A 25,440-nucleotide genomic window follows, 5' to 3' on the forward strand; every position below is an offset into this window, starting at 1 on the left:
CGAATTACGTAAGCGCGCCGCCCATCCGGCAGCGGGCAAAGCGCAGGATATCTTCCGCCAGACGATGGGCGGTATCGACGTCGGCCTGGCTACGTTTGATCAGCATGCGGCTCAGGCAGCCTTCGACGATTAATTCCATCTGCTTGGCGACCATTTCCGGATCATCCACCTCAAGCTGAGTGAGCAGCTCGTGCGTGTAGGCCAGCGAAGCCTGCTTCTGCTGTTCCGCTAACTGGTGAATTGGGTGCTGGGCATCCGGGTAAAAGGTACAGGCAGCGATAAACAGGCAGCCGGGATAACGGTGGTTGCTGACGCATTTGGTCAGTGCGCTATAGCGCGCCAGCAGCTTTTGTTCTGCGCTCAGCGTCTCATCCAGCAATAGCTGGCGACGCCAGGCGTCTACCTGCTGGCTTAAATAACGCAGGGCGTCATAGAGCAACGCTTCGCGGTCAGGCCAAAAACGCTTGAGGTCATCAAGCGGATATGCGACGCGGTCGGCGACCATTTCCAGCGTGGTGTTGGCGATACCCTCGATTTCGAGAATTTGTATGGCTTCACCCAGGACATCTTCACGTTGCACGGTAGTCTCCTCCATTTATCCTCCTCAAGTGTCGTTCACGGTTGCCAATCGCGCAAATGGGCGATGAATGCCGCGGCATCCATAAACCCGGTGACGCGCTGCGCGGGCTGTTCTTCTCCCTGCGCGTTGAAGAACAGAATCGTCGGCAAGCCGAGCACCTGTAAATGCTTCAGCAGGGCCGCGTCTTGCGCGCTGTTCTTGGTGACATCCACTTGCAGCAGAACGGTCTCTTTTAGGGCCTGTCGCACTTCAGGAGCGCTAAAGGTATATTTTTCGAACTCTTTACAGGCCACGCACCAGTCGGCATACAGATCGAGCATGACCGGTTTCCCTTTGGCCTGCGCCAGCGCCTGGTTGAGTTCATCAACGGTGCTGACGCGGGTAAATTCCAGATGCGCCTGCTGCTGGACGGCCGGCGCGCCAAAGGCCCAATCCTGCAGCGGACGCGCGCAAACCAGCGCAGCGCCCAGCATGACGATTTGCACCAGCCGTAGCCACGGTTTGCTCGCGCCAAGCGAGGTAATAAACGCCCAGCTAAAGAAGGCGACGCCAAGCAGCGACCACAGGCGTAAACCCCAGGCTTCGCCAATAACGCGCTCCAGTAAAAAAACCGGCAGCGCGAGGATCACGAAGCCAAACGCGGTCTTGACGTGAGCCATCCACGGCCCGCTCTTCGGTAGCAGACGGTTACCGAACACGGTCACCAGGATCAGCGGCAGCCCCATTCCCAGCGCGTACAGATACAGCGTGCCGCCGCCGAGCCACAGGTTACCGCTTTGGGCGATATACAACAGAATGGCGCTAAGCGGGGCCGTAGTGCAAGGGGAACAGATAAGCCCGGCGATAGCGCCCATTGCAAACACGCCGCCCGGCGAGCCCCCCTGGCGCTTGTTGCTCATTAGCGTCAGTCGGGTTTGCAGCGATGAAGGCAGCTGTAGCGTAAACAGGCCGAACATCGACAGCGCCAGCGCGATAAATACCACTGACAGCCCAATTAATACGTAAGGGTGCTGCAGCGCGGCCTGGAATTGCAGACCGGCGGCGGCCACGACCAGACCCAGCGCGGTATAGGTTACCGCCATCCCCTGGACATAAATAAATGCCAGCAGCAGGGCGCGCGCCGTCGATAAGCGCTGTTTACCGCCGAGGACAATCCCGGAAATCAGCGGATACATCGGTAAAACACAAGGCGTAAAGGCGATGCCGATACCAATCAGCAGCGCCCATAGCGCCGAAAATGGCAGCGACGCGGGTTCCGCGCCGGTCTGGCTGCCGCTGGCGGGGAGCGTGGCTGAAGAAGGTTGGTCCGCTTGCGCCTTGTCGGAATCGGCGAGCACCGCGCTGAGCGGCACGACTTTGGTCTCCGGCGGATAGCAGAACCCGGCGTCGGCACAGCCCTGATAGGTGACGGTCAGCGTGGCTGCTTTGCCGGCTTGCGTGAGGGTAATCGGCAACATCAGGCGCTGACGATAAATTTCGCTTTTGCCATAAAACTCGTCTTCATGCCATTCGCCAGGCGGTAGAGAAGGGTCGACGATCGCCGCGTCCTTTGTCGTCAGCGTAATCTGCTTACGGTAGAGGTAGTAGCCATCCTTGATGTGCCAGCTCAGGTTGAGGTCGTGTTGATTCTGCTGAAAGTCAAAGGCGAAAGCCCGATCGGCAGGCACGAAGTTTGAGCGCCCGGGGGCGTCAAACAACCCGGCGCTGGCGGATGCGCTGCACAGTAGCAGGATCAGCGTAATGATGCGTTGAGCCATGAGAGGTAATCGTTGTCTCCGTGAGTAACCGGCAGGACCAGTAGTTCGGGGGTTTGATACGGGTGATGGGACTTCAGACAGTCCAGTAACGCCTGCTGATGGGCCAGGTTGGTTTTGAGCAGCATCTGGACTTCATACTCCTGCTCAAGCTTTCCTTCCCAGTAGTAGAGCGACGTCGCTCCCGGCAGGATGGTGGCGCAGGCGGCGAGTTTTTCCCCGAGCACTTTGGCCGCCAGATCCTGGGCGGTCGCTTCATCCGGCGCGGTACAGAGTACAACAACAGCATCAGGCGTAGTCATCGTGAACCTCGTATCAGCGAAAAGAGGCACTATAGCATGCATGATGCGGGGAGATTAACCAAAGGGGCCAGTTACTTTACTGGCCCCTTTTTAACGATCTTACAGCATGAGGCCGCCGAAGATGAATCCGAGGATCACGCAAAGCGTAATGGCGATGACGCCCGGGATCAGGAAGGCGTGGTTAAAGACATATTTGCCGATACGCGTGGAGCCGGTGTCGTCCATTTCAACCGCGGCCAGCAGGGTCGGATAGGTTGGCAGCACGAACAGCGCTGAGACCGCGGCGAATGAGGCAATTGCCGTCAGCGGGGTGACGCCGAGCAGCAGCGCGGCGGGCATCAACGCCTTGGTCGTGGCGGCCTGTGAATAGAGCAGCGTAGCGGCGAAGAACAGCACTACCGCCAGCAGCCACGGATAGTTGTGCAGCAGATCGCCCGCTACCGTCTGGATATCGGCAATGTGCGCTTTGACGAAGGTATCTCCAAGCCAGGCGACGCCGAGCACGCAGACGCAGGCGCTCATCCCGGACTTAAAGGTGCTGGCGTTCAGCACTTCGCCAGTGTCGATCTTACAGGTGATGCTAATCAGCGTGGCGATGGTCAGCATGAAGACTACGATCGCTTCGTTACGCGGCAGTACCGGGTTCTGGATCAGGCCGACGGTGTCGCTGATGGCAGTAGCGTAGAACATGACCGCGACGATGCCGACGAGGAACAGCAGGACGGAGCGTTTAGCATGCGGCTTCAGTTCGAAGACCTGACTGCCGCGCAGGCTCACTTCCCCTTTTGCCAGCCGTTCCTGGTAGACCGGGTCGTCTTTCAGCTCGCAGCCGAGGAAGTTACAGACCACGGCGGTCAGCATGACGGCAATCAGGGTAACCGGCAGGCAGATCGCCAGCAGCGTCAGGTAGCTGACGCCAAGCGGTTCGAGAATACCGGCAAAGAAGACCACTGCCGCGGAGATCGGCGAGGCGGTAATCGCAATCTGCGAAGCGACAACGGCGATGGAGAGCGGGCGGGAAGGGCGAATACCCTGTTCTTTCGCCACTTCGGTAATCACTGGCAGGGTAGAGAACGCGGTATGACCGGTGCCTGCCAGCACGGTCATAAACCAGGTGACCAGCGGCGCAAGGAAGGTAATGTACTTGGGATGGCGGCGTAGCATACGTTCGGCGAGGCTGACCAGATAATCCATCCCTCCGGCGACCTGCATCGCGGCGATTGCGGCGATAACCGCCATGATGATTTCAATGACGTCAAAGGGGATTGCGCCGGGTGGAATTTGAAAAATTAAGGTTAAGACGAGGACGCCGAGGCCACCGGCAAAGCCGATACCAATGCCCCCGAGTCGGGCCCCCAAATAGATTGCCAGCAGGACAACCACGAGCTCTGCACCAAACATATATGCCTTCCTTGTTTTTTAACAAGTTGATATTGAATTGTTGTCGTTTCGTAAACCCAAAAAAGCAAAAAGGCATGTCATCACTGACATGCCTTTGGTTAGTTTACCCTGAAAGCTTACTGTTCGCTTTCATCGGTATACCGTTTTGCTTTATAAGCCGGATGCATCAGGTTTTGCGGGGAGAAAATGTCATCCAGTTCGGCTTCGGTCAGCAGCCCGCGTTCCAGTACCACTTCACGTACGCTCTTACCGGTTTCGGCGCAAATCTTGCCGACGATATCGCCATTGTGGTGGCCGATGAACGGATTGAGGTAGGTCACGATACCGATGGAGTTGTAGACGTAGCTTTCGCATACCGCTTTGTTGGCGGTAATGCCGTTCACGCATTTTTCCAGCAGGTTGTAGCAGGCGTTAGTCAGGATATGGATAGATTCAAACATCGCCTGGCCAATCACCGGCTCCATAACGTTCAACTGCAGCTGACCGGCTTCAGAGGCCATGGTTACGGTAGTATCGTTGCCGATAACTTTGAAGCACACCTGGTTAACCACTTCCGGCACCACCGGGTTAACTTTTGCCGGCATGATAGAGGAACCGGCCTGCAGCTCTGGCAGGTTGATTTCGTTGAGGCCAGCGCGCGGCCCGGAAGAGAGCAGGCGCAGGTCGTTACAAATCTTGGACAGTTTGACCGCCAGGCGTTTCAGCGAACTGTGAACCATCACATACGCGCCGCAGTCAGAAGTCGCTTCAATCAGGTCTTCCGCCGGAACGACCGGCAGGTTGCTGACTTCCGCCAGTTTCTGTACCGCCAGCTGCTGGTAGCCGTCAGGGGTGTTCAGGCGAGTCCCGATAGCGGTCGCGCCGAGGTTCACTTCCAGCAGCAGTTCTGCGGTACGCAGAATGCTTTTGGTTTCTTCGTTCAGCAGAACGTTAAAAGCGTGGAATTCCTGGCCGAGGGTCATCGGCACCGCATCCTGTAACTGCGTGCGGCCCATTTTCAGGATGTCCTGGAACTCGACGGCTTTCGCCTGGAAACCTTCGCCCAACTGTTTGATGGCATCGATTAATTTGAGAATCGAAGCATAGACCGCGATGCGGAAACCGGTTGGGTAGGCGTCGTTGGTGGACTGGCATTTGTTGACGTGGTCATTAGGGTTGAGGAACTGGTATTCACCTTTCTGGTGGCCCATCAGTTCCAGACCGATATTCGCCAGCACTTCGTTGGTGTTCATATTGACGGAGGTGCCCGCGCCGCCCTGGAACACATCAACCGGGAACTGGTCCATGCATTTACCGTTGTTCAGCACCTCATCGCATGCGGCGACAATGGTGTTCGCTACGCTTTTAGGAATGGTTTGCAGTTCCTTGTTAGCCAGCGCGGCGGCCTTCTTCACCATCACCATGCCCCGAACAAACTCAGGGATGTCGCTAATCTTGTTGTTGCTGATGTAGAAGTTTTCAATCGCTCTCAGAGTATGAACGCCATAGTATGCGTCAGCTGGAACTTCCCTGGTGCCCAACAGATCTTCTTCGATACGAATGTTGTTTAACATGTGAACCTTCTTTTTCAAGCTGCCAATGAATTCACCAAATACACAGAATTTATAGGATTTAGCGTATTTTCAGACCGAAGATTATTTCCTTAACCGGCCCGGTGCCCACGATCATATGCTGATGATAGCGAAGTTCAGTAACCTTGATCACTTATTATATAGCGCGGCGGATAAGAATTATTAATCTGTGAAATGAGTCACCGCTTTACTATTTTTGAAAAAAATGCCGTTACCGTTGATTGAAAAATGGCGCGCCAACCCCACATTCCTATGACGCGAATAGCAAATTTATCACTACGGGCGTCTGCGACGACGGCCGAATGAAGGAGACGCCGGTGCGTTGGATCCCATTTATTGCCTTTTTCTTATACGTTTACGTCGAGATCTCGATCTTTATCCAGGTCGCACACGTGCTTGGCGTGTTGCTGACGCTGATTCTGGTTATCTTTAGCTCGGTGGTGGGGATGTCGCTGGTGCGCAACCAGGGCTTCAAAAACCTGATGCTGATGCAGCAGAAAATGGCGGCTGGCGAAAGCCCTGCCGCAGAAATGATCAAAAGCGTGTCGCTGATTATCGCCGGGCTGCTGCTGTTGATCCCGGGCTTCTTTACCGACTTCCTCGGCCTGCTGCTGCTGTTGCCGCCGGTGCAAAAGCTGATGACTTTAAAACTGATGCCGTATCTGCGCTTTAGCCGGATGCCGGGCGGCGGTTTTAGCGCTGGCGCCGGCAACGGAGACACCTTCGAAGGGGAGTTCCAGCGCAAAGACGACGAACGCGACCGTCTGGATCACAAAGACGACCGCTAAAACGACAAAACCGGCCTGCGCCGGTTTTTTGTTATCGGCTTGCTGAGGATGACCGTGCAGGTAAGGCGAACCACAGCACCGCCAGCATAATAATGGCGTACAAGCTCTTCCAGCCGACCATTGCCAATAGCAAAACGCAGAGCACGCTGCCCACAATGGCCAGCACGCGGTATTTACCGTGCAGGAGTCGGCATCCCGCCAGCATGCACAGCAGATAAATCATGATGAAAATGCCGTTGGCATAGACGATCAGCGCATCGAGATTAATGTTCAGCCCGTAAATGCACAGCGTACTGAGTACGCAGCAGCCTAAGACCGCATTCAGCGCATTGCGCGGTACCTGACGCGGCGACAGGCGGGCCAGATAACCTTCCGGCTTGAACTGCGCCTGCGACCAGACCAGGCGGGCAAAACTTTGGATATAGATATTGAGGCTGGCGAAGCAGGCGAGATAGCCGATCACGCAGGCGACCCACAGCGCCTGCACGCCGAACAGCCGTACCACGATGTTTGGCAGCGAGGCCGCTGCCGCCATTTCCGCACCGAAGGCGCGAAAATGCAGTACCACCACGGTACAGCCCCAATAAACGGTTCCTGCCAGCAATAAGCCAATCATCAGCGCCCGGGGGAAGTCGCGCTCCGGACGTTTAAACTCTGATGCCAGATGAGCAAAGGCTTCAAGGCCGACGAAGCACCAGAACATTACCGATAGCGCAGCAAACAGCTGCGATGTGTCGACGTCTTTAGGCTGCGGGAAAGGGATCTGCGCCGGGTTTATGCCGCCGCGCCACCAGATGGCGACGATCAGCGCGACAATCATTACCGCGACCAGCGTCTGTAGATTAGCGCTGGAACTGGCGCCGCGCGAGCCCACCCACCAGACGATCGCCAGCGTGCCGAGCTCGGCAAGCAACAGCTGAGTATCGTGCCAGCCGAACAGCGCCTGGCCAAAACCGGTGGCGATATGCAGGGCGGCGGGTAAGCCCACCGGGATCACCGACAAAAACAGCCAACCGGTTACCCGCGCCAGACGCGAGCCGAACGCCATATCTACAAAATGAGCCACGCCGCCAGCGCTGGGAAAGTGGCGCCCAAGCACGGCAAACACGATAGCGATGGGAAAGACCAGGAGAATCAGCGCCGGCCACGCCCACAGGCTATTATCGCCTGCGACCAGCGCCGCCAGCGCCGGTACGGCGAACACGCCGGTTCCCAGTAGTGATGTTGAAAGCAACCCGACTCCCTGACCTAACCCCAGCTCCTGTTTTAACCCACTCATGACTCAACCCTGCGCGCGGCAAAAAAACGATGTTATCACAACCCTTTGCGCCAGATAGCGCAGCCGCCGCGGGAATATTTTTGCGCGTCAGCGCACAGGCGGAAATTTTTTTTTAATTTTCCCCTTGAAGCCGTAAATGGCCATCCCCATCTCTCTCTGCACTAGTCGGAAACCGTTTACGGCCCGGCGCCATCCATAACTGATAATGACTTTCTCGAAGGAGAGCTATCAATGAGTATTCGTCCGTTACATGATCGTGTGATCGTCAAACGTAAAGAAGTTGAAACCAAATCTGCAGGCGGCATCGTTCTGACCGGTTCTGCGGCAGCTAAATCAACTCGTGGCGAAATCATCGCTGTCGGTAAAGGCCGCATCCTGGAAAACGGAACTGTGCAGCCGCTGGACGTTAAAGTTGGTGACATCGTGATTTTCAACGATGGTTACGGCGTGAAGTCTGAGAAGATCGACAACGAAGAAGTGCTGATCATGTCCGAAAGCGACATCCTGGCAATTGTTGAAGCGTAATTCGCACGACCCTGAACGAATTTGAGGAATAAAAGAAATGGCAGCAAAAGACGTAAAATTCGGTAACGACGCTCGTGTAAAAATGCTGCGCGGCGTAAACGTACTGGCAGATGCAGTTAAAGTCACCCTGGGCCCGAAAGGCCGTAACGTTGTTCTGGACAAATCCTTCGGCGCGCCGACCATCACTAAAGATGGCGTTTCCGTTGCTCGTGAAATCGAACTGGAAGACAAATTCGAAAACATGGGCGCGCAGATGGTGAAAGAAGTTGCCTCTAAAGCGAACGACGCTGCAGGCGACGGTACCACCACCGCAACCGTACTGGCTCAGGCTATCGTTAACGAAGGTCTGAAAGCCGTTGCTGCGGGCATGAACCCGATGGATCTGAAACGTGGTATCGACAAAGCTGTCGTTGCCGCTGTGGAAGAACTGAAAGCGCTGTCCGTACCGTGCTCTGACTCTAAAGCCATTGCTCAGGTTGGTACTATCTCCGCTAACTCCGACGAAACCGTAGGTAAACTGATCGCTGAAGCGATGGATAAAGTCGGTAAAGAAGGCGTTATCACCGTTGAAGACGGTACCGGTCTGGAAGACGAACTGGACGTGGTTGAAGGTATGCAGTTCGACCGCGGCTACCTGTCTCCTTACTTCATCAACAAGCCGGACACCGGCGCTGTTGAACTGGAAAGCCCGTTCATCCTGCTGGCTGACAAAAAAATCTCCAACATCCGCGAAATGCTGCCGGTTCTGGAAGCCGTAGCGAAAGCTGGCAAACCGCTGGTTATCATCGCTGAAGACGTTGAAGGCGAAGCGCTGGCGACCCTGGTTGTTAACACCATGCGCGGCATCGTGAAAGTTGCAGCGGTTAAAGCGCCGGGCTTCGGCGACCGTCGTAAAGCTATGCTGCAGGACATCGCGACCCTGACTGGCGGTACCGTTATCTCTGAAGAGATCGGTATGGAGCTGGAAAAAGCGACTCTGGAAGACCTGGGTCAGGCGAAACGCGTTGTTATCAATAAAGACACCACCACCATCATCGATGGCGTTGGCGAAGAAGCCGCAATTCAGGGCCGCGTTGCTCAGATCCGTAAGCAGATCGAAGAAGCGACCTCTGATTACGACCGTGAAAAACTGCAGGAGCGCGTGGCTAAACTGGCCGGCGGTGTTGCGGTAATCAAAGTCGGTGCTGCTACCGAAGTTGAAATGAAAGAGAAAAAAGCGCGCGTTGACGATGCCCTGCACGCGACCCGTGCTGCGGTTGAAGAAGGCGTGGTAGCTGGCGGCGGCGTAGCGCTGGTCCGCGTGGCGGCGAAAATCGCTGGCCTGACCGGTCAGAACGAAGATCAGAACGTCGGTATCAAAGTTGCGCTGCGCGCAATGGAAGCGCCGCTGCGTCAGATCGTTTCCAACGCCGGCGAAGAGCCGTCTGTTGTTGCCAACAACGTGAAAGCAGGCGACGGTAACTACGGTTACAACGCGGCTACCGAAGAGTACGGCAACATGATCGACTTCGGTATCCTGGATCCGACTAAAGTCACCCGTTCTGCGCTGCAGTACGCGGCATCCGTTGCTGGTCTGATGATCACCACCGAGTGCATGGTGACCGACCTGCCGAAAGGCGACGCGCCTGACTTAGGTGCTGCTGGCGGTATGGGCGGCATGGGCGGTATGGGCGGCATGATGTAATCGTGCGCTATACGGCATAAAAATGCAGAAACCCCCGGTCAGAAATGGCTGGGGGTTTTTCTTTTTGCTGGCTTTTTAGTATAAGGTTTACATCCGGGCCAGTGCGTCCAGCTCATTGGGGAATAACATGCAGGTAAAATATTTAGCAGGGATTGTCGGCGCAGCTTTATTGTTAGCGGGTTGCAGTTCCAGCAACGAATTAACCGCAGGCGGCCAGAGCGTGCGTTTTGTTGAAGATAAACCGGGAACGGAATGCCAGCTGTTAGGGACGGCAACCGGCACGCAAAGCAACTGGCTGTCCGGGCAGAATGGCGATGAAGGCGGCTCGATGCGCGGCGCGGCGAATGCGCTGCGTAACCAGGCGGCGGCCATGGGCGGTAACGTCATTTATGGCGTGAGCAGCCCGACGCAAAATCTGCTGTCGAGCTTTGTCCCGACCGATAGCCAGATGAACGGCCAGGTTTATAAGTGCCCGAACTGATGCGTTAAGCACTCTCTGCCTGCGCAGAGAGTGCTTAACAATTTATGCCTCAAGCGCTGCTTTGGTAGCCACGTAGAATTCGTGCAATGACTTTAAGCATTCATCCTTAGTCAGCATTTGTCCCGGTGCGGATGGAATCACCTTGCTGAAGATTTGATACGGTGTATGTTGGTTGTGAACTTGTTTTAGCTTCTGGCTCTTTTCAATCAGACGTAGCGCGATACTTTTTTCAAAATCTGACTGATGCGCGGCGCTGGTTTTAATCACCGCGCCAGAGAGTACTTTTTTACCCTCTTCCTGCTCGTAGCTATACAGCACGCCAAGATGATGGTTGAACAGATTTAACTTCCACTCTTCCTGAGCGTATTGCTGGTACTCGATATTAGGTTGGGTCGTTAAATCGACGGTATACAGCAGTACGAAGTCCAGAGCCAAAGCTAAATATTCATTCAGTTTCGTGTCCGCGGCCATGGTGAGAGATTGTTGGATCCCCAATATCAGCGCTTCGACCTGGCGGTCATCAATCCGTAGAGTTGCTATTTGCTCGTTCTGCAGCATTAATATCAGCGTCGATTCTGTTTCCCCTGGTTTCAGGGTGATCGACATGATTCGCAGCTCCGGGTTGGGGTTTTGTACCTCCAACATATCTATCTCTGGCGTGTTGGCTATTAGCGTTTCATTGTAGGCAAGAAGCTCCACTTTCTGAGACTCATTCTCGCCATCCTGCTGTAATCTCTGCAAGAAAATAGACATCCGGTTTGCCAGGACCATGAGCAGGTCAGCCAGCACCGGCGCCTGCAAATAGTACGTCTGAAACATGCCATTCTGATGTTTTACTTTCAGCAGCAGCGCCATGAAATGGTCTTCGTAGGTAATTCCGGCGGTGTTAAAACCAATAAACGTTCCTTGCATACTCTTCTCCTTACGCTGGCATTGGTATTCTTGACTGCGATAAGTCAATAACCCGATCGGCAGAGGCGATGGTTGACGGGCGGTGGGCGACGATGACGCGGGTAATACTGAGGCCTGAAATAGACTGGTTGATAACCGACTCATTTCTTAAATCAAGATGGCTGGTGGCCTCATCCATAAACAGAATGCTCGGTTTACGGTAAAGCGCGCGGGCAATCAAAATACGTTGCTTTTGGCCCCCGGAAATCCCCAGGCCCAACTCACCAACGATGGTTTCATAGCCCATCGGCATTTTCATAATTTCGTCGTGAATGTTGCAGTGTTTGGCGCATTCGACGACAAAATCCACATCGGCGTTATCTTCAAAACCGCTGATATTATCGATAAGCGACCCGGAAAAGAGGCGGTCCTCCTGCAGCACGCAGGCGGTTCCCTGGCGATAGTTATTTAGACCTATCTTCTGGATATCGAGATTATCGGCGAAGACGTCGCCGCTGGTGGGCGAGAGCAGCCCGCACATCACTTTCAATAGCGTGGTCTTACCGACGCCGGACGGGCCGACCAGCGCGACGGATTCCCCCGGCTCAACGGTGATGTTCAGATTTGAGAAAATCGGCTGCGAAAAGGGATCGTATTGATAGCTGAGATTTCTGACTTCAAGCCTGGCGCCGGCATCCTTCGAAAAGACTTCACGTGACGGTAGCTCTTGCTCTGGTTCGCTGAAGACGATCTCTGAAAGACGCTCGTTATGCAGCGAGAGCATGCGCAGCTGCATGGTAAGATCAACCAGGCTGGATGCGCGCTGGGAGAACTGGCCCCGGTAGGCGTTAAAAGCCATAAACATACCGAGGGTCATTTCATTATCAATAACCATAATGGCGCCCAGCCACAGTACCGCAACCTGATCGATGGCGGTAATAAAGGTATTGATACCGCTAAACATCATGTCGAAACGGGTCTGTTTGATCCCCGCATTACAGGCGTCGATGTTGATATTCAGCCAGTGCTGAGAGCGGCGTTCTTTCAGGTTCAGCGCTTTGATGGTCGAAATACCGTATAGCGACTCCATAAAGTGTGAACTGGAGCGCGCGCCTTTGATTACCTGTTCTTCAGCAACGCGGCGATAGAAGCGATAAGTTCCCAGACGCATAAGGGCGTAACATAAGGTAAAGCCAACGACGACCCATGTTAGCCAACCGCCGTACAGGGTGAGCATAATCAGCAGGCCGATTGTCATGATCGAGTCGATAATGCCGCTGACGATGCTATTAGTGAACGTGGAGCGAATGGTATCCAGCGAAGAGAAACGGGACTGAATATCCCCCAGATGACGCTTTTCGAAAAATGCCAGCGGCAGGCTAGCCAAATGATCGAATAGAGTGGTTTTCCACTGAATATTGGTTAGCGTGTTGAGCGTCAGTGAAGTCCATGCGCGCAGCATACTGATAAAGGTGCGGAAGAGGGTAAAGAAGACCAGACCAATACAGATAACCGAGAGCAGGCTTTGATCGTGGGCCATGATCACGTGGTCAGTGACCAACTGCGTGCCTATTGGCAACAGTAGTCCAATCGCTTCAACGACGACGGAAAAGGCGAAAATTTTCAGCAGCGCTGATTTTAAGCCAACAATATTACGCATCAGATCTAACAAACGCAGGCGAGATTTGGCTTTTTCCTGCTGGAAGTTCTGATCGGGCCATAACTCTAACGCGATGCCGGTAAAGTTGTTCGACATTTCCTGAATGCCGATAATGCGTTTACCCAGCGCCGGGTCGTGAACCACAAAGCTAGATTTGCGTACTTTGGTGAGCACGACGTAGTGGTTCATTCCCCAGTGGATAACGCAGGGCAGCTTTAATTGTCTGATTTCATCAAGATCGAGCGACAGCGCACGGCTTTTTAAGCCAGCATGTTCTGCCGTTTTGCTCAGTGACATCAACGTTACCCCCTGGGAGGGGCTGCCAAAGCGTTGACGGAAATTGAACAGATCGATATCGAGACCATAATGGCCGCAAACCATTGCCAGACAGGCAATGCCACACTCGGCGGCTTCAGATTGCAATATGACCGGCGTTTTTTTCAGTATTGAAAAATTAACTTTCGCCGTAATTTTTTCAAACAGTTCATTAGTCATGAATCGGGCCGCTCACGCTTTGAGTAATCTTATAAACCGGAGTAAACATCCACATGTAGAGAGGGCGTTCTTCAAGGAAGACAACAGCCTGTGCTTTAAGCCCATTGGAGAGGCTTAGCTTTTTCCCGTCATATTCGAACTGTTTATCTTTAATTTTGACAATCGCTTTATACAGCGCCAGTTCTTGTTGCTGATTGGTACCGTTACTGACGTTGGTGTATTCAGACATTTCTTGCCGTGACGCTGGCATTGATGATATGGATATAATTTTTCCTGGGAATTGACCAAATTTATCCGATGGGAAGGCATCATAGCGAATATTGATGGTATCTCCCGTTTTTAAATACGGAATGGTATTGTTGGGTAGCCACAGAATGAGATAATACTCAACGTTTCCGGTCGGTTTTATCTGGGCCAGGCTACTTCCATTATCAACGGTTTGCCCTTGGGTAGCCGACAGTGATTCAATCCTGCCATCGCTGGTCGATTTGATAATAATATTACCGTTAGCATTAGATTCCACTAACTGATTTTTATAATCATTGGCCTGGTTGTATTGACTGGAAATTTGGTTGTCAAAATCAGCAGCTTTAGTGATTATATCGCTATTAAGTTGTGTAATTTGCGATTCGAGTTGCATTTTTTGGCTAACTAAAGACTGGTAGGCACTCTGCTGCTGAAAGTATAAAGAGTGCTGATAGTTATACTGATCTTTTGTTATCAGGCCGTTGCTAAGGTATTTATCGTAGCTGGAAAGGTTATCATGCATTTTCTTCAGGCCTACCTGGGTGTTGACCAGCATACGGTTGGTCTCCTTCAGGGAGGCAGTGGTAGTTTTCAACTGCGCATTCAGCGCATTTAACGTCTGGTTTTTATTATCTTCCAGTTTTTTAATAATATCTTCAGAGTTGGCGATTTTTTCATTGATAACTTCTATCTGTGCCGCGCTAACATTGCCACTGGTGGTGCTGCGGGAAACATCAATCTCGTATAGCGGTTGGTTTTTTTTAACGACGTCACCAATTTTTACGAATTGCTTGACGATAAACCCCTGCTGTGGCGCAAAGACGTTAATTGAGTGAGGCAGGGTAATGACTTCGCCTTTAACATCTACACGCTGGGTAAACTTGCAAAATATCAATGCGCAGATAAGCGCAATGAGAAATAATGCCGACAATAAGGCGATTAACCAGGCGGGTAAGCCAGCGAGCAACAAGGCTTTCCCTTTCCAGTGATGCCTTTTGTATTCGATCGCTTCCTTGCGATAGAGATTTTTATTCATATTGATAAGTTATATTTACTTTGGCTTGGATTGGATATAAAACAAAGGCCTAAAGGCCTTTGTTTATTGTATGGAACTTTTTCCAACGCGCGAAATTATTATCAAGATCCCGGTGCAAAGGTACCATCAAGGGCACTATCTATAAATTCCTGGAAAATAGCCATTGACTTGTCCCAACCGAATGCGACGGCTCCAGCAGCTCCGGTAATAGCACCAAGAACAAAGCCAACAACAGCCCCTACAGCATTACCAAGTAGGCCAAGTCCCAAAATACCACCATTATGACCGCCTTGAACACCACCAATCCACGTGCCGACGGCTGACACAATAATGGCACCTAATGTTCCAATAGCAAGAGCCTCTACCGCATTGCTAGCTAGTGAAGTGATAGTGGAGGTAACTGATGAGAAATCCCAAGTGTAACCACCGGAGATCTCTTCCATTTCAAATACAGTTAATTCCTTCATATTTATTCCTTTAAATTAATATTATTACTAGTTGGCCTAATTATAGGACGGAAGAAAATGTAAATGAGGTTTGTAGTTTTAACAACTCAACAGACATGAATTCATGTAGAATTCATGTCTGTTTGAGGATTTTATTGTTCCTGAATAACTACTTCTAACATTGCTTTAACTCTACCATTTGTAATGTCGTCAACACTATTGCTTTTGCGATAGTAATCAGCGGTGAGATTGATCACCTGCGATGTTGCGGCACTATTAAAACTGTAGCTATCCATATCATAAAAGACTAACGGGGTGCCAGTTTGTTTGAAAATGATACCAACATTTTTGGCGCCAGAATCGTCGGTTATCATATTATCAATGATACCATCGCCAGATGTGCTCGCGGTGCCTATCGGATTAAACCAGTACATTAAAGTATTCCCGATGGAACCTGCAGGGCAGGTAATGGTTAATAAGAAATTCTTTTGCTCTGGCGTGACGCCGCCGCGGGAGACCGACATTAGCGTGCTTTTTTTAATCCGGCCGAGCGTTATTTGTGAACTGGATGGTGATATGTCACATGAGGTTGCCTGATATTTGGTGTTTTTTAGCTTGATATTGGTTGTATATAATAGTTTGTCATTACTTCCAGGGTTGGTGGTAGGATTGCCGACAGAGAAACTTATTGATGGATTTGAGTCCGAACCTGAAGTATCAATGACCTGCTTGGTTTTGATAAACCACACGGTAATGAATTTATAGTAATTATCTGACGTATTTTCAAATGGTACTAGTACTGAGCCCGCGACAGCAGGCACTAATGCGCCATTTTTGCTTTCCAGAAGATCGGATATCTGGAATCCAATACCGTCAATTCCGGTTTCATATACTGGCTTTCCCTGTATTCCTGTAACGCCAGCTACTTCTGGTGTACTGATGGTAGTTATATACTGATCGTTAGTTTTTTGGCTACATGAGAAGTTTTTATAGTTACCAGTGCCGTATTTAGCCGAATATAATATGCTTCCCACTGGAATTGAGTCGTCTGTTGGTATTTTTGCTCTAATAGTAAATGCTTGCCGCTGGATGCTGCCTGAGTAACTACATTTTGCAGTCGCCTCACCGCAGGTAACTAAAAGCATTAATAGAATAAACATTCTCTTCATCAATATTCGTCCTTAAATAATGGCTAGCGACACACCGCTTCGATCTGGTTTAAGCCAGCGGTTTTGCCTTCTCGCGGAGGTAACGTGAAGGGGGCTTTACATTGCTGGGAACTACTTTTTCCCCACTGTACGTTGAGCGTCCCGGTTTGCTGCAGACCTGACATATAGACCATCCCGGCGTCGCTGACGATACTCGCCTGGCTTTTCGCATCGTCGGCCAGTAAGACCATAGCGCCGTAAGGAACGTCTTGACCGCTAGCCGTTTTCAGGTGAATAAAGGCGCGTTGTCCGATCTTGCCGTCGTAGTTGGCCCGTACAATGGCGCCGCGGGTTGGCACCACGGTTTGCGTCGTTTCCGGCAGTTCCATATCATCACCAAGCGTGGTGCTATCAAGGGTAATATCAGTGCGGCGATAAGGGGTGACGTAAGGCACGATGGCATAGCCGCGGTAGTCGGTTGAGATAGTGCTATCGGTAGTCAGCTTGACGTTATCTAAGCCTGGAGCCTTAACCAGCACGGCGGCATCGGTGATGTCCTGTCCTAACGTAATACCGTCGGCGTGGGCGATAATGCTACCGCTGGCGCCATAATCCACGCGCTGACTGTCACGATCGTAGCTATAACCGGCATTGATGCTGCCCTGGGAACCGTTATAGGTAGCGCGCATGTCGCCGCTGTAATACTCACGGTTGCTATATCCCTGCTGGATACTCCAGTCCAGGCTATCGTTTTCCAGCCCCACGCCGCCGATAGCGACGGATTGATCCGTCGAGCCGGGGTTACTATTGGTGAGCTGATAGCTGGTGTAGGTGCCAGGGAGCCAGTTGCTGATTGGCAGCGTGACGGTCAACGTAATGCGCTGATCGTCCTGCGCGTCGCTGTCGGAGCTATTGTTGCTCCAGGTATAGCGGCTATAGCTATAGCCCAGATAGAAGTTCACATTTCTAAAGCCGCCGTTATAGCCAACGCTGATAGATTTGTTGGTGCGTTTATCATCCCAATAATCTTCAACCAGCCCGCTAATAGATACGCTGCCCAGGCCTTTACCCAGACTTTGGTTGAGGGTCAGGTTGGTGCGATTGCGTAATGAACGGGTGGTATAGCGACCGTCATTAGCATAACTATCCAGCACCTCGGATAAGGTGTTAAATCCCTTAGTAGAGTATCGATAGCCAGCGATGGTGATGTTGGTGCCGGTATCAAGGATGTTTTTACCATAACGGATTCGCCAGGACTGTCCCGAAGTCTTTTCCCGATCCTGCATTTTTGACCAGGCTTGGGTGACGTCAGCTGACGCGGCTCCGAAATCGCCGAGGTTATAGCCGAGACCGGATGACAACGCCTGATAATGCGAGGCCATCTGCATCCCGCCGTAGGCGGTCAGGCTACTGGACATCCCGTAGCTGGCCGTTGCCTGGGTAAATGGCGTTTCATGTACGCCGTCATCATATGGGCGATATTTACCTGAAGTGATTTCATACTGCAGCTGGCCTTCACGCACCATGACCGGTAGCGTGGCGAACGGTACGATGAATTCTTGCTTTGAGCCATCTGATTCTTCTACGGTTACATACAGGTCGCCGCTACCGCCGCTGGGATACATATCGGTGATTTCAAAGGCGCCGGGGGCAACGTAGGTCTGATAGACCTGATAGCCGTTTTGCTTAACGATCACCCTGGCGTTGGTTTTTGCAATCCCTCGGATAATTGGCGCATAGCCGCGCAGGCTCTCTGGCAGCATGGAGGTATCCGTCGCGAGTTGGACCCCAGTAAACGGAACGCTGTCAAAGATCCCGGAAAGCGAGGAGCTTTCGCCCATCACCAAATTACTGTTAATGGGGCGTATACTACGCTGCATGTACAGGTACGCCGACTCCCAGTCGCCTGCGTCGCCTTTTGTTTTATTCCAGGTGCTCAGATTCCTGATGCGCCAGGGGCCGAGGTTTAAGCCGGACTGGAGGTTAAGACTATAGTATTCGTCTTCGGATTCGAAATCATCCGAGCCGCTGAACTGGTAATTCACCAGTAGCGCGTTAATTCCGTCGTCAAATTGATCCTCAGGGATAAATCCTTGCACGACGGTAGATAATGCCGCCTGAGGGATGGAGATATTTAAACGCTGCGCGTTAAAATCAAAACCCGCTTTGGTATCTGGAATAACCGTCAGGTTAGTACAACCATTAGCATCTTCTTTCAATTTCGTGAATGCTTTAACTCTAACACCATATTGCGATAAGTCCTTGAGACTGAAGCAGGGCGCCAGTTTGATCTCATCGCTAGCGGTGCTGGCCCGGCTATTATCAATCACAAATTTTATAGTTTTGGTATCCAGGTATTGGCCATTAAAGACGATGTCCACCCGGTAGTTACCGGGAGCCTGCGCGTTCCTGGCTTCAAACACAGATAAGTCTGGGGCGTTTGAAGGATCGCTACCATTCAATGAGTTTATGAATGAGGGATCGAAAAAATCACGTGCTTGCGCTTTGTTATCCAAACCAGAAAAAAATGCGGCCAGTAATGCAATTCCTGGCGCTGATAGTTTGAATAGGTCTTTATTTTTATTTTGCATAGACACATCCCTATAAGGTTAAACAACTTCCAATTACAACGATGATGAATAGAGCGTTCCGGCTCCGCCATAATCGTTGACTATTTTCCATGTAATACCTGATGCGGTTACATTTTGTTTTAAAGTGACTTCCTTGGTCTCCATCGGCGGGACAGAACTCACTTCATTTTTAATTTCGGTATTACCGATTTTTATTGTATTGAAGTAATAGAAAAATGGCGTAGGGTTCTTAATTGATAATTTATTGCCTGATTTTCGCCATTCAAGTTTTGCCGCTTCGGTATTCGGGGTCATATCAAACAGCGATTTTGGCCGAAATACCAGACGCATACGATGGCGAACCGCCAGCTGGATGGTATTATTTTTAGCATTCGTATCATCCGCGGGGGGAATAGCCATAACGTTGAAATAAAATATCGATTCGCGATCGGTTGGCGCCGCGACATTACCTGTAGAAAACAGGCGAACGGTATTTTGTTGTTTTGCTTCGAGACGAAACAGTGGCGGCGTGGCCATGAATGACGGCGTTTGTCCTTTTGGGGTCTCAATCCAGGACTTGATTAAATAGGGGATACCGTCTTTGTTCTCTATTTGTGCCGTTACTTCACGGGAGCCTTCTTTGTAAAGATAGCGGGTAGACTCAATGACGATACCGGCATGCGCAATGCCGCTTATCAGTAAAAAACAGGGAAAGACAAGTTTAAATAAGGTCCTGAACATAGCATTTCTCTAAACGAAAAAAGGGCTCGCCAGACAGCGAGCCCTTCGGGGTAAAATTAAGCGCCAGTGGTATAGTCGATAGTAAAGGTTGCTACGCCTTTAACCGGACCTTCGGTTACGGTGGTAGCTTCGTTTACTTTCACATAACCCGCGTAGTAGTTCAGAGAAGTGACGGAACCGTCAGTGTAGGTTTCAGCCATGGTTTGGGAACCATCGAAGGCTACACGAGAACCATCGCTGGCTTTCGCGATGCCGATACCGATGCCGGCAGCGCCGTCGTCAGCGGTGTTGTCCAGAATTGTTGCGTTGGCGCTGGTGGTACCAGTAACTGCAACAGTCAGGCCGGTTGCTGGTTTTTCGCTGCCTTTGGCGCAATCAGAAACGTCAAAACCAAACTTCTGGCTTTTGAACAGGACGTTAGCAGTCTGTGCATTCGCTTCGCTGGTGGTAACAGAAGTCAGACGAACGATGCCGTTGTTCAGAGTACCAGTCGGGGTGACTACGCAAGAAGAAGAGGAGTCGTTGACTTCGCCAAGAACGGTCACTTCAGCAGTGTTAGCGGCCATTGCCTGTGCGCTCAGAACTGCAGATGCAGCAACCATTACAGCTACGATTGTTTTTTTCATTTATTTGTCCATGTATAAATACGTAATCCCTGAAATAGATGTTGCCTCAGTTTTAATTAACGGATCACTGAATAACCGTTAATTGACGCTGAGTCTTAACACTATCCCGTTCTTTACTCCTTTGGTGTCCTTTGTAATATGCAGGTACTTGCCCGCAATTAGCGTAAGACGGGAGCAGTGAGGAATTTAATTGGCAAGCAGGTAAAATGCATGTGAATTTTAATTGAATAACCTATTTTAATGATGGGAGGAACGTTTCACATTTTAATCTCCTTGAATAGTAGTTGCGTTAACGTGATGAATGTTCGACAATATACTTGGCTTCCTTTTCGTTAAAAGGTCACGTTGGCCTTGGCGCCGTTCGAAAATGGAGAGCCAATGATTGAGATGTGAAACTATCTAACGGCAGGGCTGTTTAGGGCTATTTGCTCAAGTTCAAAAATGGAATCTCATTAACTTCATGTTTAATTCACGTGACTAATGAATAAAAGGAAAAGCATTATGGCATTTAGCGAGTTCATTATTAATAATGAAGTCATATTCGATGTGAATATGAGTGAGTTACGACCTGTTAATGGAAATGGTGAAAGCATTAACTTGAATGGTCCAACTGCACGTTGTCTACAATTGTTAATTGAAAGTAATGGACGAATCATTTCTCGAGAAGAATTTCTGGAATCTGTCTGGAAAACAAGGGGGGTTGTCGTCGCGCAAAATACTTTTTATCAAAACATATCATTGCTCAGAAAATCACTGCTGAAGGCTGGATTATCACAGGATATCATTGTTACTGTCAGGCAGCGTGGGTTTATTCTTGCAACTGGTTCCTTGATCGTACCGGTTGTCAAAGCTGAGGAAGAAGTGTCTACCTGCCAGATAACCCCCTTAATAAAAAAAGTTGTAACAATAGAAGATAGTGTGCCAGAGATAAATAACAATGAGCGCCAAAATTATATTGAAAACAAAAGAGATAGAGCATTTAAATTACCCATGTGGTTTATTCTTATGTTCGTAATTATGGCTGTAACTAATATCCTTTCGTTATTTTATTAGAAGCATTATTACTACATCGTTTAAATTGTACTTAATATATAATTATAAAGCTCAAGAATGCACTGTATTCAGGCGAAGGCTGGAAAACTAGTGGTATATTTAACTGGAAAATATGCTTTTCAAGTATCTGCCGGACAGGGCCGGCAGAGAGGGGCCTAGGGCTGTTGTTTCAAACCTAAATCCAGCGGCGTTTTACTCGGTTCGCCGCCGATTTCACGTGCCAGTCTTGGCACCATATAACCAGATACCAGCGTTAATAGCTCACGCATGATCGCCCGTGCTTCCTCATCTTCTACCATGAAGTGGGCTGCGCCCTGGACTTTATCGAGCACGTGCAGGTAGTAGGGCATTACCCCGGCGTCGAACAATGCATTGCTGAGGTCCGCCAGGGTTTGCGCATTGTCGTTAACTCCGCGTAACAGAACACTTTGGTTGAGTAGTGTTACGCGCGCTTGCCGCAGCCGCGCCATCGCTGCCCGGAACTCCGGGCCGATCTCGTTGGCATGATTAATATGGTTGACCAACAGTATCTGCAGCGATGAGGTGTTAAAGCGAGCCGCCAGCCCTTCGGTGATCCGCGCCGGTATGACAATCGGCAAGCGGCTATGGATGCGTAGCCGTTTAATATGCGGGATCGCTTCCAGTTCCGTCAGCAACCAGTCAAGCTCATGGTCTTTGGCCATGAGCGGATCGCCGCCGGAAAAAATAATTTCATCAAGCTGCGGATTGGCGGCTATGTACTCGAGCGCCGCCTGCCAGTTGCGTTTATTGCCCTGGTTCTCGGCATAGGGGAAATGGCGGCGGAAGCAGTAGCGGCAGTTGACCGCACAACCGCCTTTCACCAGCAATAGCGCCCGGTTGCTATATTTATGCAACAGGCCAGGTACAACGCTGTGTTGTTCTTCCAGCGGATCGGTGGAGAAACCTGGGGCGGCAACAAACTCTTCTTGTGCGGTAAGTACCTGACGAAGAAGAGGATCGTTTGGGTTGCCTTTTTCCATACGCGCGATAAATGCGCGCGGTACGCGCAGCGCGAAGAGACGCTTCGCATCGCGTCCCGCCAATAGGTTTGCATCTGTTTCCAGATCTAAAAGATGCAATAGTTCATCGGGACTGGTCACAACATCGGCAAGTTGCGTGATCCAATCTTCTCTGGATGGGGTATTTAGGGTTACAATATGCGCCATTTTGTGGCTTAGCTACCAAGTTAAACAATTTCAGAGGGCCTTATGGCGACTTACTATAGCAACGATTTTCGTGCTGGTCTTAAAATCATGATGGATGGCGAACCGTATGCGGTTGAAGCCAGCGAATTCGTTAAACCAGGTAAAGGCCAGGCATTCGCACGCGTTAAGCTGCGCCGCCTGCTGACCGGCACCCGTGTAGAAAAAACCTTCAAGTCCACCGACTCTGCAGAAGGCGCGGACGTTGTCGATATGAACCTGACTTACCTGTACAACGACGGTGAGTTCTGGCACTTCATGAACAACGAAACCTTCGAACAGCTGTCTGCTGATGCTAAAGCTATCGGCGACAACGCGAAATGGCTGCTGGATCAGGCTGAGTGCATCGTTACCCTGTGGAACGGTCAGCCTATCGCTGTCACGCCGCCGAACTTCGTTGAACTGGAAATCGTTGAAACCGATCCAGGTCTGAAAGGCGATACCGCAGGTACTGGCGGCAAGCCGGCGACTCTGTCCACTGGCGCAGTGGTTAAAGTTCCGCTGTTCGTTCAGATCGGCGAAGTCATCAAAGTAGATACCCGCTCCGGCGAATACGTATCTCGCGTGAAGTAATTCATGCTTTGAGACGGTGGGCGCAGCCTGGTTGCTGCGCCTTCAGTTTCACGCCGGGACTAACATGAACCAGACGCTCAAACTTCTTGCCTTGCTGCTGCTCAGCGGCGCGTTGCTTACTGGATGCAATACCGCTCGCGGTTTTGGCGAAGATATCCAGGGGTTGGGGCATGCCATTTCTCACGCCGTTAGCTAATCTCATTTCATTAGATCATTCTCATTCTCTGAATTCATCTTGCTAAGTTCCGCCTGAACCTCTTTTTCTCTTAAAAAACGCGACTATCCCTTCATTCTGAATCAGTTTGGCTATGCTTATAGGGCAAGAAAACAAAAACTGTTTATAAGGATGATATTATGGTGAAAAAAACGATTGCGGCGTTCTTTACTGTTTTGGTCCTTTCTTCTGTGCTCACTGCATGTAACACCACGCGTGGTATCGGTGAAGACATTTCTGACGGCGGCAGCGCTATCTCTGGTGCGGCGACCAAAGCTCAGAATTAAACATTACCGGTGCGGCCTCGCGCCGTACCGGTCTTCACATTGCCGGCGCCGTTGTTTATAATCCCGACGTTTTCAACCACCTTGCGGGACGACCCGTGAGCGTATCTCATCCGGGGACGGCCCCATTACTGGAGCCTTATGTCCTGGATCATTCTCTTTATCGCCGGTTTGCTGGAAGTCGTGTGGGCCGTCGGCCTCAAATATACCCATGGATTTAGCCGCCTGCTGCCAAGTGTGATTACCATAGCCGCTATGGTCGTCAGTATGGCGCTGTTATCGTGGGCGATGAAATCACTGCCGGTGGGTACCGCCTATGCGGTGTGGACCGGGATCGGCGCCGTTGGCGCAGCGATAACCGGCATCGTGCTGCTGGGCGAATCCGCAAGCCCGATGCGTATCGCGAGCCTCGCCTGTATTGTGATCGGCATTATCGGGCTGAAACTCAGCGCGCATTAATAGCGCTGGTTAACCCAAATCAGTTTGCTTACGTCGAAGCCCTGCCGGGTGGCGATATCCAGCATCTGCTGTTTCACCTGTGGCGAAATCTTCGGCGTGCGCGCCAGTAGCCACAGGTAATCGCGATCCGGACCGCAAACCAGCGCATGGCGGTACTCTTTATCCAGCGCAATCACGTTGTAGCCGCCATAGAAGGGGCCGAAGAAAGAGATCTTCAGCGCCGCGCGGTTGGGAGCGCCGGTGAACCAGGCAACGCCGTCTGTTTTCTGCCAGATCCCACGCTCGGGGTTATAACCTTTATTAACCACATCAATGCCGCCATCGCCGCGCAGACTGTAAGTCGCGGTGACCTTTTCCAGCCCGCTTTCGAAATGATGATCGAAGCGGGCGATTTCATACCAGGTGCCGAGGAAGCGTTGGCTTTCAAATGGGCTGACGACGGTCACGCCAGCGGGAGGAACGGGATTGCTGCACGCAACGCTCAGCAATGACGCGATAACCACGGTTAACACTGGCAGCAGACGCATAGGTATCTTCCTTACCGCTTTTTCTCTAAGTGTAGATAGCGGCAGGAAAAAAGTAGGGCGATTTTGTCGATAAGCGAGCCCGGTAACAGATTGCTACCGGGCGAGATGTTGCATCAGATAAATAACACGCCGACCAGGGTGACGACGGTTAAAATCGCCGCCAGGCCATAGAAGACCCATTTGCCGTTCGGCACGTGGATTTTCAGGTCGTGCATCGCATGGTGGATACGGTGCAGGCCGCACCACAGCGGCAAAACAATCATCAGGAAGATAAAGAGGCGACCGATGAAGCTATGGGCGAAGGCGTAAACGCGTTCGTAGCTGAAAGCATCGCCAGGCGCGAGCCCCAGCGGCAGCAGTATGCCGACCAGCAGCACCATCACCGGCGCGATAATCGCCCCCCACATACCGCCTGCGCCAAACAGCCCCCAGAACACCGGTTCATCGGAACGTTTTGGATTGGGATTAATCATATCAGCCTCCTTACCAGAACTGCGCGACAAACAGGATCACGATGCTAACCAGCGCCGTAACAGCCCACAGCCCTTTAATCAGCGGCTCAGGCCCCATTTTCTCGCCTTTAATAATGATGTTGGCGGCTTTCGGCGCCAGCTCAAACCAGGTTTTGGTGTGCAGCAGCGCCGCTGCAAGGGTGATCAGGTTGAGGATCACCACAATCGGGTTTTGCAGGAAGGCCACATAACTCTCCCAGCTTTCGGCGCCGTGCTTAAGGGCGAACAAGCCGTAAATCAGCACGATGCTGAACCAGACCGTTGGTACCGCTGTCCCTTCACGCAGCATATAGAAGCGATAAAACGGCAGCTTCTTCCACCAGGTGGAGGTCATGGGCCGCACGTAGGGTTTGCGTTTAGTCGTCATAGTG

Annotated in this window: 27 protein-coding genes; 9 read left to right on the forward strand and 18 right to left on the reverse strand. The window is 51.4% G+C overall.

Annotated elements, in window-relative coordinates:
- Positions 1–4: 4 nt before the first annotated feature.
- The 5 genes from AC2CGP_RS19780 to aspA all read right to left on the reverse strand — a co-directional run bounded on the left by AC2CGP_RS19780 (position 5) and on the right by aspA (position 5,590).
- A complete protein-coding gene (locus AC2CGP_RS19780; RefSeq protein ID WP_015704143.1) occupies positions 5–580 on the reverse strand; it encodes a transcriptional regulator in 576 nt (191 codons plus the stop codon).
- Between the two features lie 35 nt (positions 581–615).
- Positions 616–2,337, reverse strand: a complete 1,722-nt coding sequence (locus tag AC2CGP_RS19785; RefSeq protein ID WP_213760153.1) for a protein-disulfide reductase DsbD — start codon at positions 2,335–2,337, stop codon at positions 616–618.
- A complete protein-coding gene (cutA, locus tag AC2CGP_RS19790) occupies positions 2,313–2,636 on the reverse strand; it encodes a divalent cation tolerance protein CutA (protein ID WP_015368670.1) in 324 nt (107 codons plus the stop codon). The genes AC2CGP_RS19785 and cutA overlap by 25 nt, the downstream gene beginning before the upstream one ends.
- A gap of 99 nt (positions 2,637–2,735) precedes the next feature.
- The gene (locus AC2CGP_RS19795) at positions 2,736–4,037 is read right to left on the reverse strand and encodes an anaerobic C4-dicarboxylate transporter (protein ID WP_015368669.1); all 1,302 of its coding nucleotides are present in this window, start codon (positions 4,035–4,037) and stop codon (positions 2,736–2,738) included.
- A 116-nt stretch (positions 4,038–4,153) separates the two neighbouring features.
- Complete coding sequence (gene aspA / locus AC2CGP_RS19800) at positions 4,154–5,590, reverse strand: aspartate ammonia-lyase (RefSeq protein WP_015368668.1); 1,437 nt, start codon at positions 5,588–5,590, stop codon at positions 4,154–4,156.
- A gap of 335 nt (positions 5,591–5,925) precedes the next feature.
- On the opposite strand from aspA, the gene AC2CGP_RS19805 reads away from it, so the two are divergent.
- Complete coding sequence (locus AC2CGP_RS19805) at positions 5,926–6,396, forward strand: FxsA family protein (protein ID WP_015368667.1); 471 nt, start codon at positions 5,926–5,928, stop codon at positions 6,394–6,396.
- Positions 6,397–6,427: 31 nt separating this feature from the next.
- Here AC2CGP_RS19805 and yjeH read toward each other — a convergent pair whose 3' ends face one another.
- On the reverse strand, positions 6,428–7,675 hold the full coding sequence (gene yjeH, locus AC2CGP_RS19810; protein WP_213760156.1) for an L-methionine/branched-chain amino acid transporter: 1,248 nt from the start codon (positions 7,673–7,675) through the stop codon (positions 6,428–6,430).
- A 231-nt stretch (positions 7,676–7,906) separates the two neighbouring features.
- Here yjeH and AC2CGP_RS19815 point away from each other — a divergent pair, with 231 nt between their 5' ends.
- The 3 genes from AC2CGP_RS19815 to AC2CGP_RS19825 all read left to right on the forward strand — a co-directional run bounded on the left by AC2CGP_RS19815 (position 7,907) and on the right by AC2CGP_RS19825 (position 10,365).
- Positions 7,907–8,200, forward strand: coding sequence for a co-chaperone GroES (locus AC2CGP_RS19815; protein ID WP_003855929.1), 294 nt, complete (start codon positions 7,907–7,909; stop codon positions 8,198–8,200).
- 37 nt (positions 8,201–8,237) lie between these two features.
- A complete protein-coding gene (groL, locus tag AC2CGP_RS19820) occupies positions 8,238–9,884 on the forward strand; it encodes a chaperonin GroEL (protein ID WP_015368665.1) in 1,647 nt (548 codons plus the stop codon).
- Between the two features lie 127 nt (positions 9,885–10,011).
- Positions 10,012–10,365 carry a DUF4156 domain-containing protein gene (locus tag AC2CGP_RS19825; RefSeq protein ID WP_015368664.1) on the forward strand — a complete coding sequence of 118 codons (354 nt, stop codon included), beginning with the start codon at positions 10,012–10,014 and terminating at the stop codon, positions 10,363–10,365.
- Between the two features lie 42 nt (positions 10,366–10,407).
- Here AC2CGP_RS19825 and yjeJ read toward each other — a convergent pair whose 3' ends face one another.
- From yjeJ to AC2CGP_RS19865, 8 genes are all read right to left on the reverse strand, one after another.
- Positions 10,408–11,277, reverse strand: a complete 870-nt coding sequence (gene yjeJ / locus AC2CGP_RS19830; RefSeq protein WP_058675925.1) for a YjeJ family protein — start codon at positions 11,275–11,277, stop codon at positions 10,408–10,410.
- A 10-nt stretch (positions 11,278–11,287) separates the two neighbouring features.
- Positions 11,288–13,411, reverse strand: coding sequence for a peptidase domain-containing ABC transporter (locus AC2CGP_RS19835; protein ID WP_213760159.1), 2,124 nt, complete (start codon positions 13,409–13,411; stop codon positions 11,288–11,290).
- Positions 13,404–14,693 carry an HlyD family secretion protein gene (locus AC2CGP_RS19840; protein ID WP_015368661.1) on the reverse strand — a complete coding sequence of 430 codons (1,290 nt, stop codon included), beginning with the start codon at positions 14,691–14,693 and terminating at the stop codon, positions 13,404–13,406. Before AC2CGP_RS19840 ends, AC2CGP_RS19835 begins: the two co-directional genes overlap by 8 nt.
- A 101-nt stretch (positions 14,694–14,794) precedes the next feature.
- The gene (locus AC2CGP_RS19845) at positions 14,795–15,160 is read right to left on the reverse strand and encodes a hypothetical protein (protein WP_015704148.1); all 366 of its coding nucleotides are present in this window, start codon (positions 15,158–15,160) and stop codon (positions 14,795–14,797) included.
- A 131-nt stretch (positions 15,161–15,291) separates the two neighbouring features.
- Entirely contained in the window at positions 15,292–16,308 is a 1,017-nt protein-coding gene (locus tag AC2CGP_RS19850) for a fimbrial protein (RefSeq protein WP_032709650.1), read from the reverse strand.
- Positions 16,309–16,331: 23 nt separating this feature from the next.
- Positions 16,332–18,878, reverse strand: coding sequence for a fimbria/pilus outer membrane usher protein (locus AC2CGP_RS19855; RefSeq protein ID WP_020079831.1), 2,547 nt, complete (start codon positions 18,876–18,878; stop codon positions 16,332–16,334).
- A gap of 33 nt (positions 18,879–18,911) precedes the next feature.
- Positions 18,912–19,598 (reverse strand): fimbrial biogenesis chaperone, encoded by a 687-nt coding sequence (locus AC2CGP_RS19860; protein WP_015704151.1) that lies wholly within the window; start codon positions 19,596–19,598, stop codon positions 18,912–18,914.
- A 56-nt stretch (positions 19,599–19,654) separates the two neighbouring features.
- A complete protein-coding gene (locus AC2CGP_RS19865) occupies positions 19,655–20,224 on the reverse strand; it encodes a fimbrial protein (protein ID WP_015368657.1) in 570 nt (189 codons plus the stop codon).
- Positions 20,225–20,725: 501 nt separating this feature from the next.
- Between AC2CGP_RS19865 and AC2CGP_RS19870 the strand changes: the two genes are divergently transcribed.
- Positions 20,726–21,277: a winged helix-turn-helix domain-containing protein gene (locus AC2CGP_RS19870; protein ID WP_015368656.1), complete on the forward strand. Its 552-nt coding sequence runs from the start codon at positions 20,726–20,728 to the stop codon at positions 21,275–21,277.
- Between the two features lie 155 nt (positions 21,278–21,432).
- On the opposite strand, the gene epmB is transcribed toward AC2CGP_RS19870, so the two are convergent.
- A complete protein-coding gene (gene epmB, locus AC2CGP_RS19875; protein ID WP_020079829.1) occupies positions 21,433–22,464 on the reverse strand; it encodes an EF-P beta-lysylation protein EpmB in 1,032 nt (343 codons plus the stop codon).
- Positions 22,465–22,506: 42 nt separating this feature from the next.
- Between epmB and efp the strand changes: the two genes are divergently transcribed.
- The 4 genes from efp to sugE all read left to right on the forward strand — a co-directional run bounded on the left by efp (position 22,507) and on the right by sugE (position 24,030).
- Entirely contained in the window at positions 22,507–23,073 is a 567-nt protein-coding gene (gene efp / locus AC2CGP_RS19880) for an elongation factor P (RefSeq protein WP_003855940.1), read from the forward strand.
- Between the two features lie 64 nt (positions 23,074–23,137).
- Positions 23,138–23,269, forward strand: coding sequence for an entericidin A/B family lipoprotein (locus tag AC2CGP_RS19885; RefSeq protein WP_015368654.1), 132 nt, complete (start codon positions 23,138–23,140; stop codon positions 23,267–23,269).
- A 158-nt stretch (positions 23,270–23,427) separates the two neighbouring features.
- The gene (ecnB, locus tag AC2CGP_RS19890) at positions 23,428–23,574 is read left to right on the forward strand and encodes a lipoprotein toxin entericidin B (protein ID WP_015368653.1); all 147 of its coding nucleotides are present in this window, start codon (positions 23,428–23,430) and stop codon (positions 23,572–23,574) included.
- A 138-nt stretch (positions 23,575–23,712) separates the two neighbouring features.
- Complete coding sequence (gene sugE, locus AC2CGP_RS19895) at positions 23,713–24,030, forward strand: quaternary ammonium compound efflux SMR transporter SugE (RefSeq protein WP_015704154.1); 318 nt, start codon at positions 23,713–23,715, stop codon at positions 24,028–24,030.
- Here the strand turns inward: sugE and AC2CGP_RS19900 are convergent.
- From AC2CGP_RS19900 to frdC, 3 genes are all read right to left on the reverse strand, one after another.
- A complete protein-coding gene (locus tag AC2CGP_RS19900; protein ID WP_110916295.1) occupies positions 24,027–24,557 on the reverse strand; it encodes a lipocalin family protein in 531 nt (176 codons plus the stop codon). The two genes, sugE and AC2CGP_RS19900, sit on opposite strands and share 4 nt — an antisense overlap.
- A gap of 113 nt (positions 24,558–24,670) precedes the next feature.
- Entirely contained in the window at positions 24,671–25,030 is a 360-nt protein-coding gene (frdD, locus tag AC2CGP_RS19905; RefSeq protein WP_015368650.1) for a fumarate reductase subunit FrdD, read from the reverse strand.
- Positions 25,031–25,040: 10 nt separating this feature from the next.
- On the reverse strand, positions 25,041–25,436 hold the full coding sequence (frdC, locus tag AC2CGP_RS19910) for a fumarate reductase subunit FrdC (protein WP_484502446.1): 396 nt from the start codon (positions 25,434–25,436) through the stop codon (positions 25,041–25,043).
- Positions 25,437–25,440 lie beyond the last annotated feature (4 nt).

It is taken from the genome of Klebsiella sp. SYXHC3 (assembly GCF_057196925.1).

Coding starts and splice junctions, on each gene's coding strand:
- AC2CGP_RS19885 (WP_015368654.1), top strand. CDS start 23,138: ATGAACCAGACGCTCAAACTTCTTGCCTTGCTGCTGCTCAGCGGCGCG.
- AC2CGP_RS19845 (WP_015704148.1), bottom strand. CDS start 15,160: ATGAAGGAATTAACTGTATTTGAAATGGAAGAGATCTCCGGTGGTTAC.
- ecnB (WP_015368653.1), top strand. CDS start 23,428: ATGGTGAAAAAAACGATTGCGGCGTTCTTTACTGTTTTGGTCCTTTCT.
- AC2CGP_RS19865 (WP_015368657.1), bottom strand. CDS start 20,224: ATGAAAAAAACAATCGTAGCTGTAATGGTTGCTGCATCTGCAGTTCTG.
- groL (WP_015368665.1), top strand. CDS start 8,238: ATGGCAGCAAAAGACGTAAAATTCGGTAACGACGCTCGTGTAAAAATG.
- epmB (WP_020079829.1), bottom strand. CDS start 22,464: ATGGCGCATATTGTAACCCTAAATACCCCATCCAGAGAAGATTGGATC.
- AC2CGP_RS19835 (WP_213760159.1), bottom strand. CDS start 13,411: ATGACTAATGAACTGTTTGAAAAAATTACGGCGAAAGTTAATTTTTCA.
- yjeJ (WP_058675925.1), bottom strand. CDS start 11,277: ATGCAAGGAACGTTTATTGGTTTTAACACCGCCGGAATTACCTACGAA.
- AC2CGP_RS19870 (WP_015368656.1), top strand. CDS start 20,726: ATGGCATTTAGCGAGTTCATTATTAATAATGAAGTCATATTCGATGTG.
- AC2CGP_RS19860 (WP_015704151.1), bottom strand. CDS start 19,598: ATGTTCAGGACCTTATTTAAACTTGTCTTTCCCTGTTTTTTACTGATA.
- frdC (WP_484502446.1), bottom strand. CDS start 25,436: ATGACGACTAAACGCAAACCCTACGTGCGGCCCATGACCTCCACCTGG.
- aspA (WP_015368668.1), bottom strand. CDS start 5,590: ATGTTAAACAACATTCGTATCGAAGAAGATCTGTTGGGCACCAGGGAA.
- frdD (WP_015368650.1), bottom strand. CDS start 25,030: ATGATTAATCCCAATCCAAAACGTTCCGATGAACCGGTGTTCTGGGGG.
- AC2CGP_RS19815 (WP_003855929.1), top strand. CDS start 7,907: ATGAGTATTCGTCCGTTACATGATCGTGTGATCGTCAAACGTAAAGAA.
- AC2CGP_RS19850 (WP_032709650.1), bottom strand. CDS start 16,308: ATGAAGAGAATGTTTATTCTATTAATGCTTTTAGTTACCTGCGGTGAG.
- AC2CGP_RS19840 (WP_015368661.1), bottom strand. CDS start 14,693: ATGAATAAAAATCTCTATCGCAAGGAAGCGATCGAATACAAAAGGCAT.
- cutA (WP_015368670.1), bottom strand. CDS start 2,636: ATGACTACGCCTGATGCTGTTGTTGTACTCTGTACCGCGCCGGATGAA.
- AC2CGP_RS19795 (WP_015368669.1), bottom strand. CDS start 4,037: ATGTTTGGTGCAGAGCTCGTGGTTGTCCTGCTGGCAATCTATTTGGGG.
- AC2CGP_RS19900 (WP_110916295.1), bottom strand. CDS start 24,557: ATGCGTCTGCTGCCAGTGTTAACCGTGGTTATCGCGTCATTGCTGAGC.
- efp (WP_003855940.1), top strand. CDS start 22,507: ATGGCGACTTACTATAGCAACGATTTTCGTGCTGGTCTTAAAATCATG.
- AC2CGP_RS19825 (WP_015368664.1), top strand. CDS start 10,012: ATGCAGGTAAAATATTTAGCAGGGATTGTCGGCGCAGCTTTATTGTTA.
- AC2CGP_RS19855 (WP_020079831.1), bottom strand. CDS start 18,878: ATGCAAAATAAAAATAAAGACCTATTCAAACTATCAGCGCCAGGAATT.
- yjeH (WP_213760156.1), bottom strand. CDS start 7,675: ATGAGTGGGTTAAAACAGGAGCTGGGGTTAGGTCAGGGAGTCGGGTTG.
- AC2CGP_RS19785 (WP_213760153.1), bottom strand. CDS start 2,337: ATGGCTCAACGCATCATTACGCTGATCCTGCTACTGTGCAGCGCATCC.
- sugE (WP_015704154.1), top strand. CDS start 23,713: ATGTCCTGGATCATTCTCTTTATCGCCGGTTTGCTGGAAGTCGTGTGG.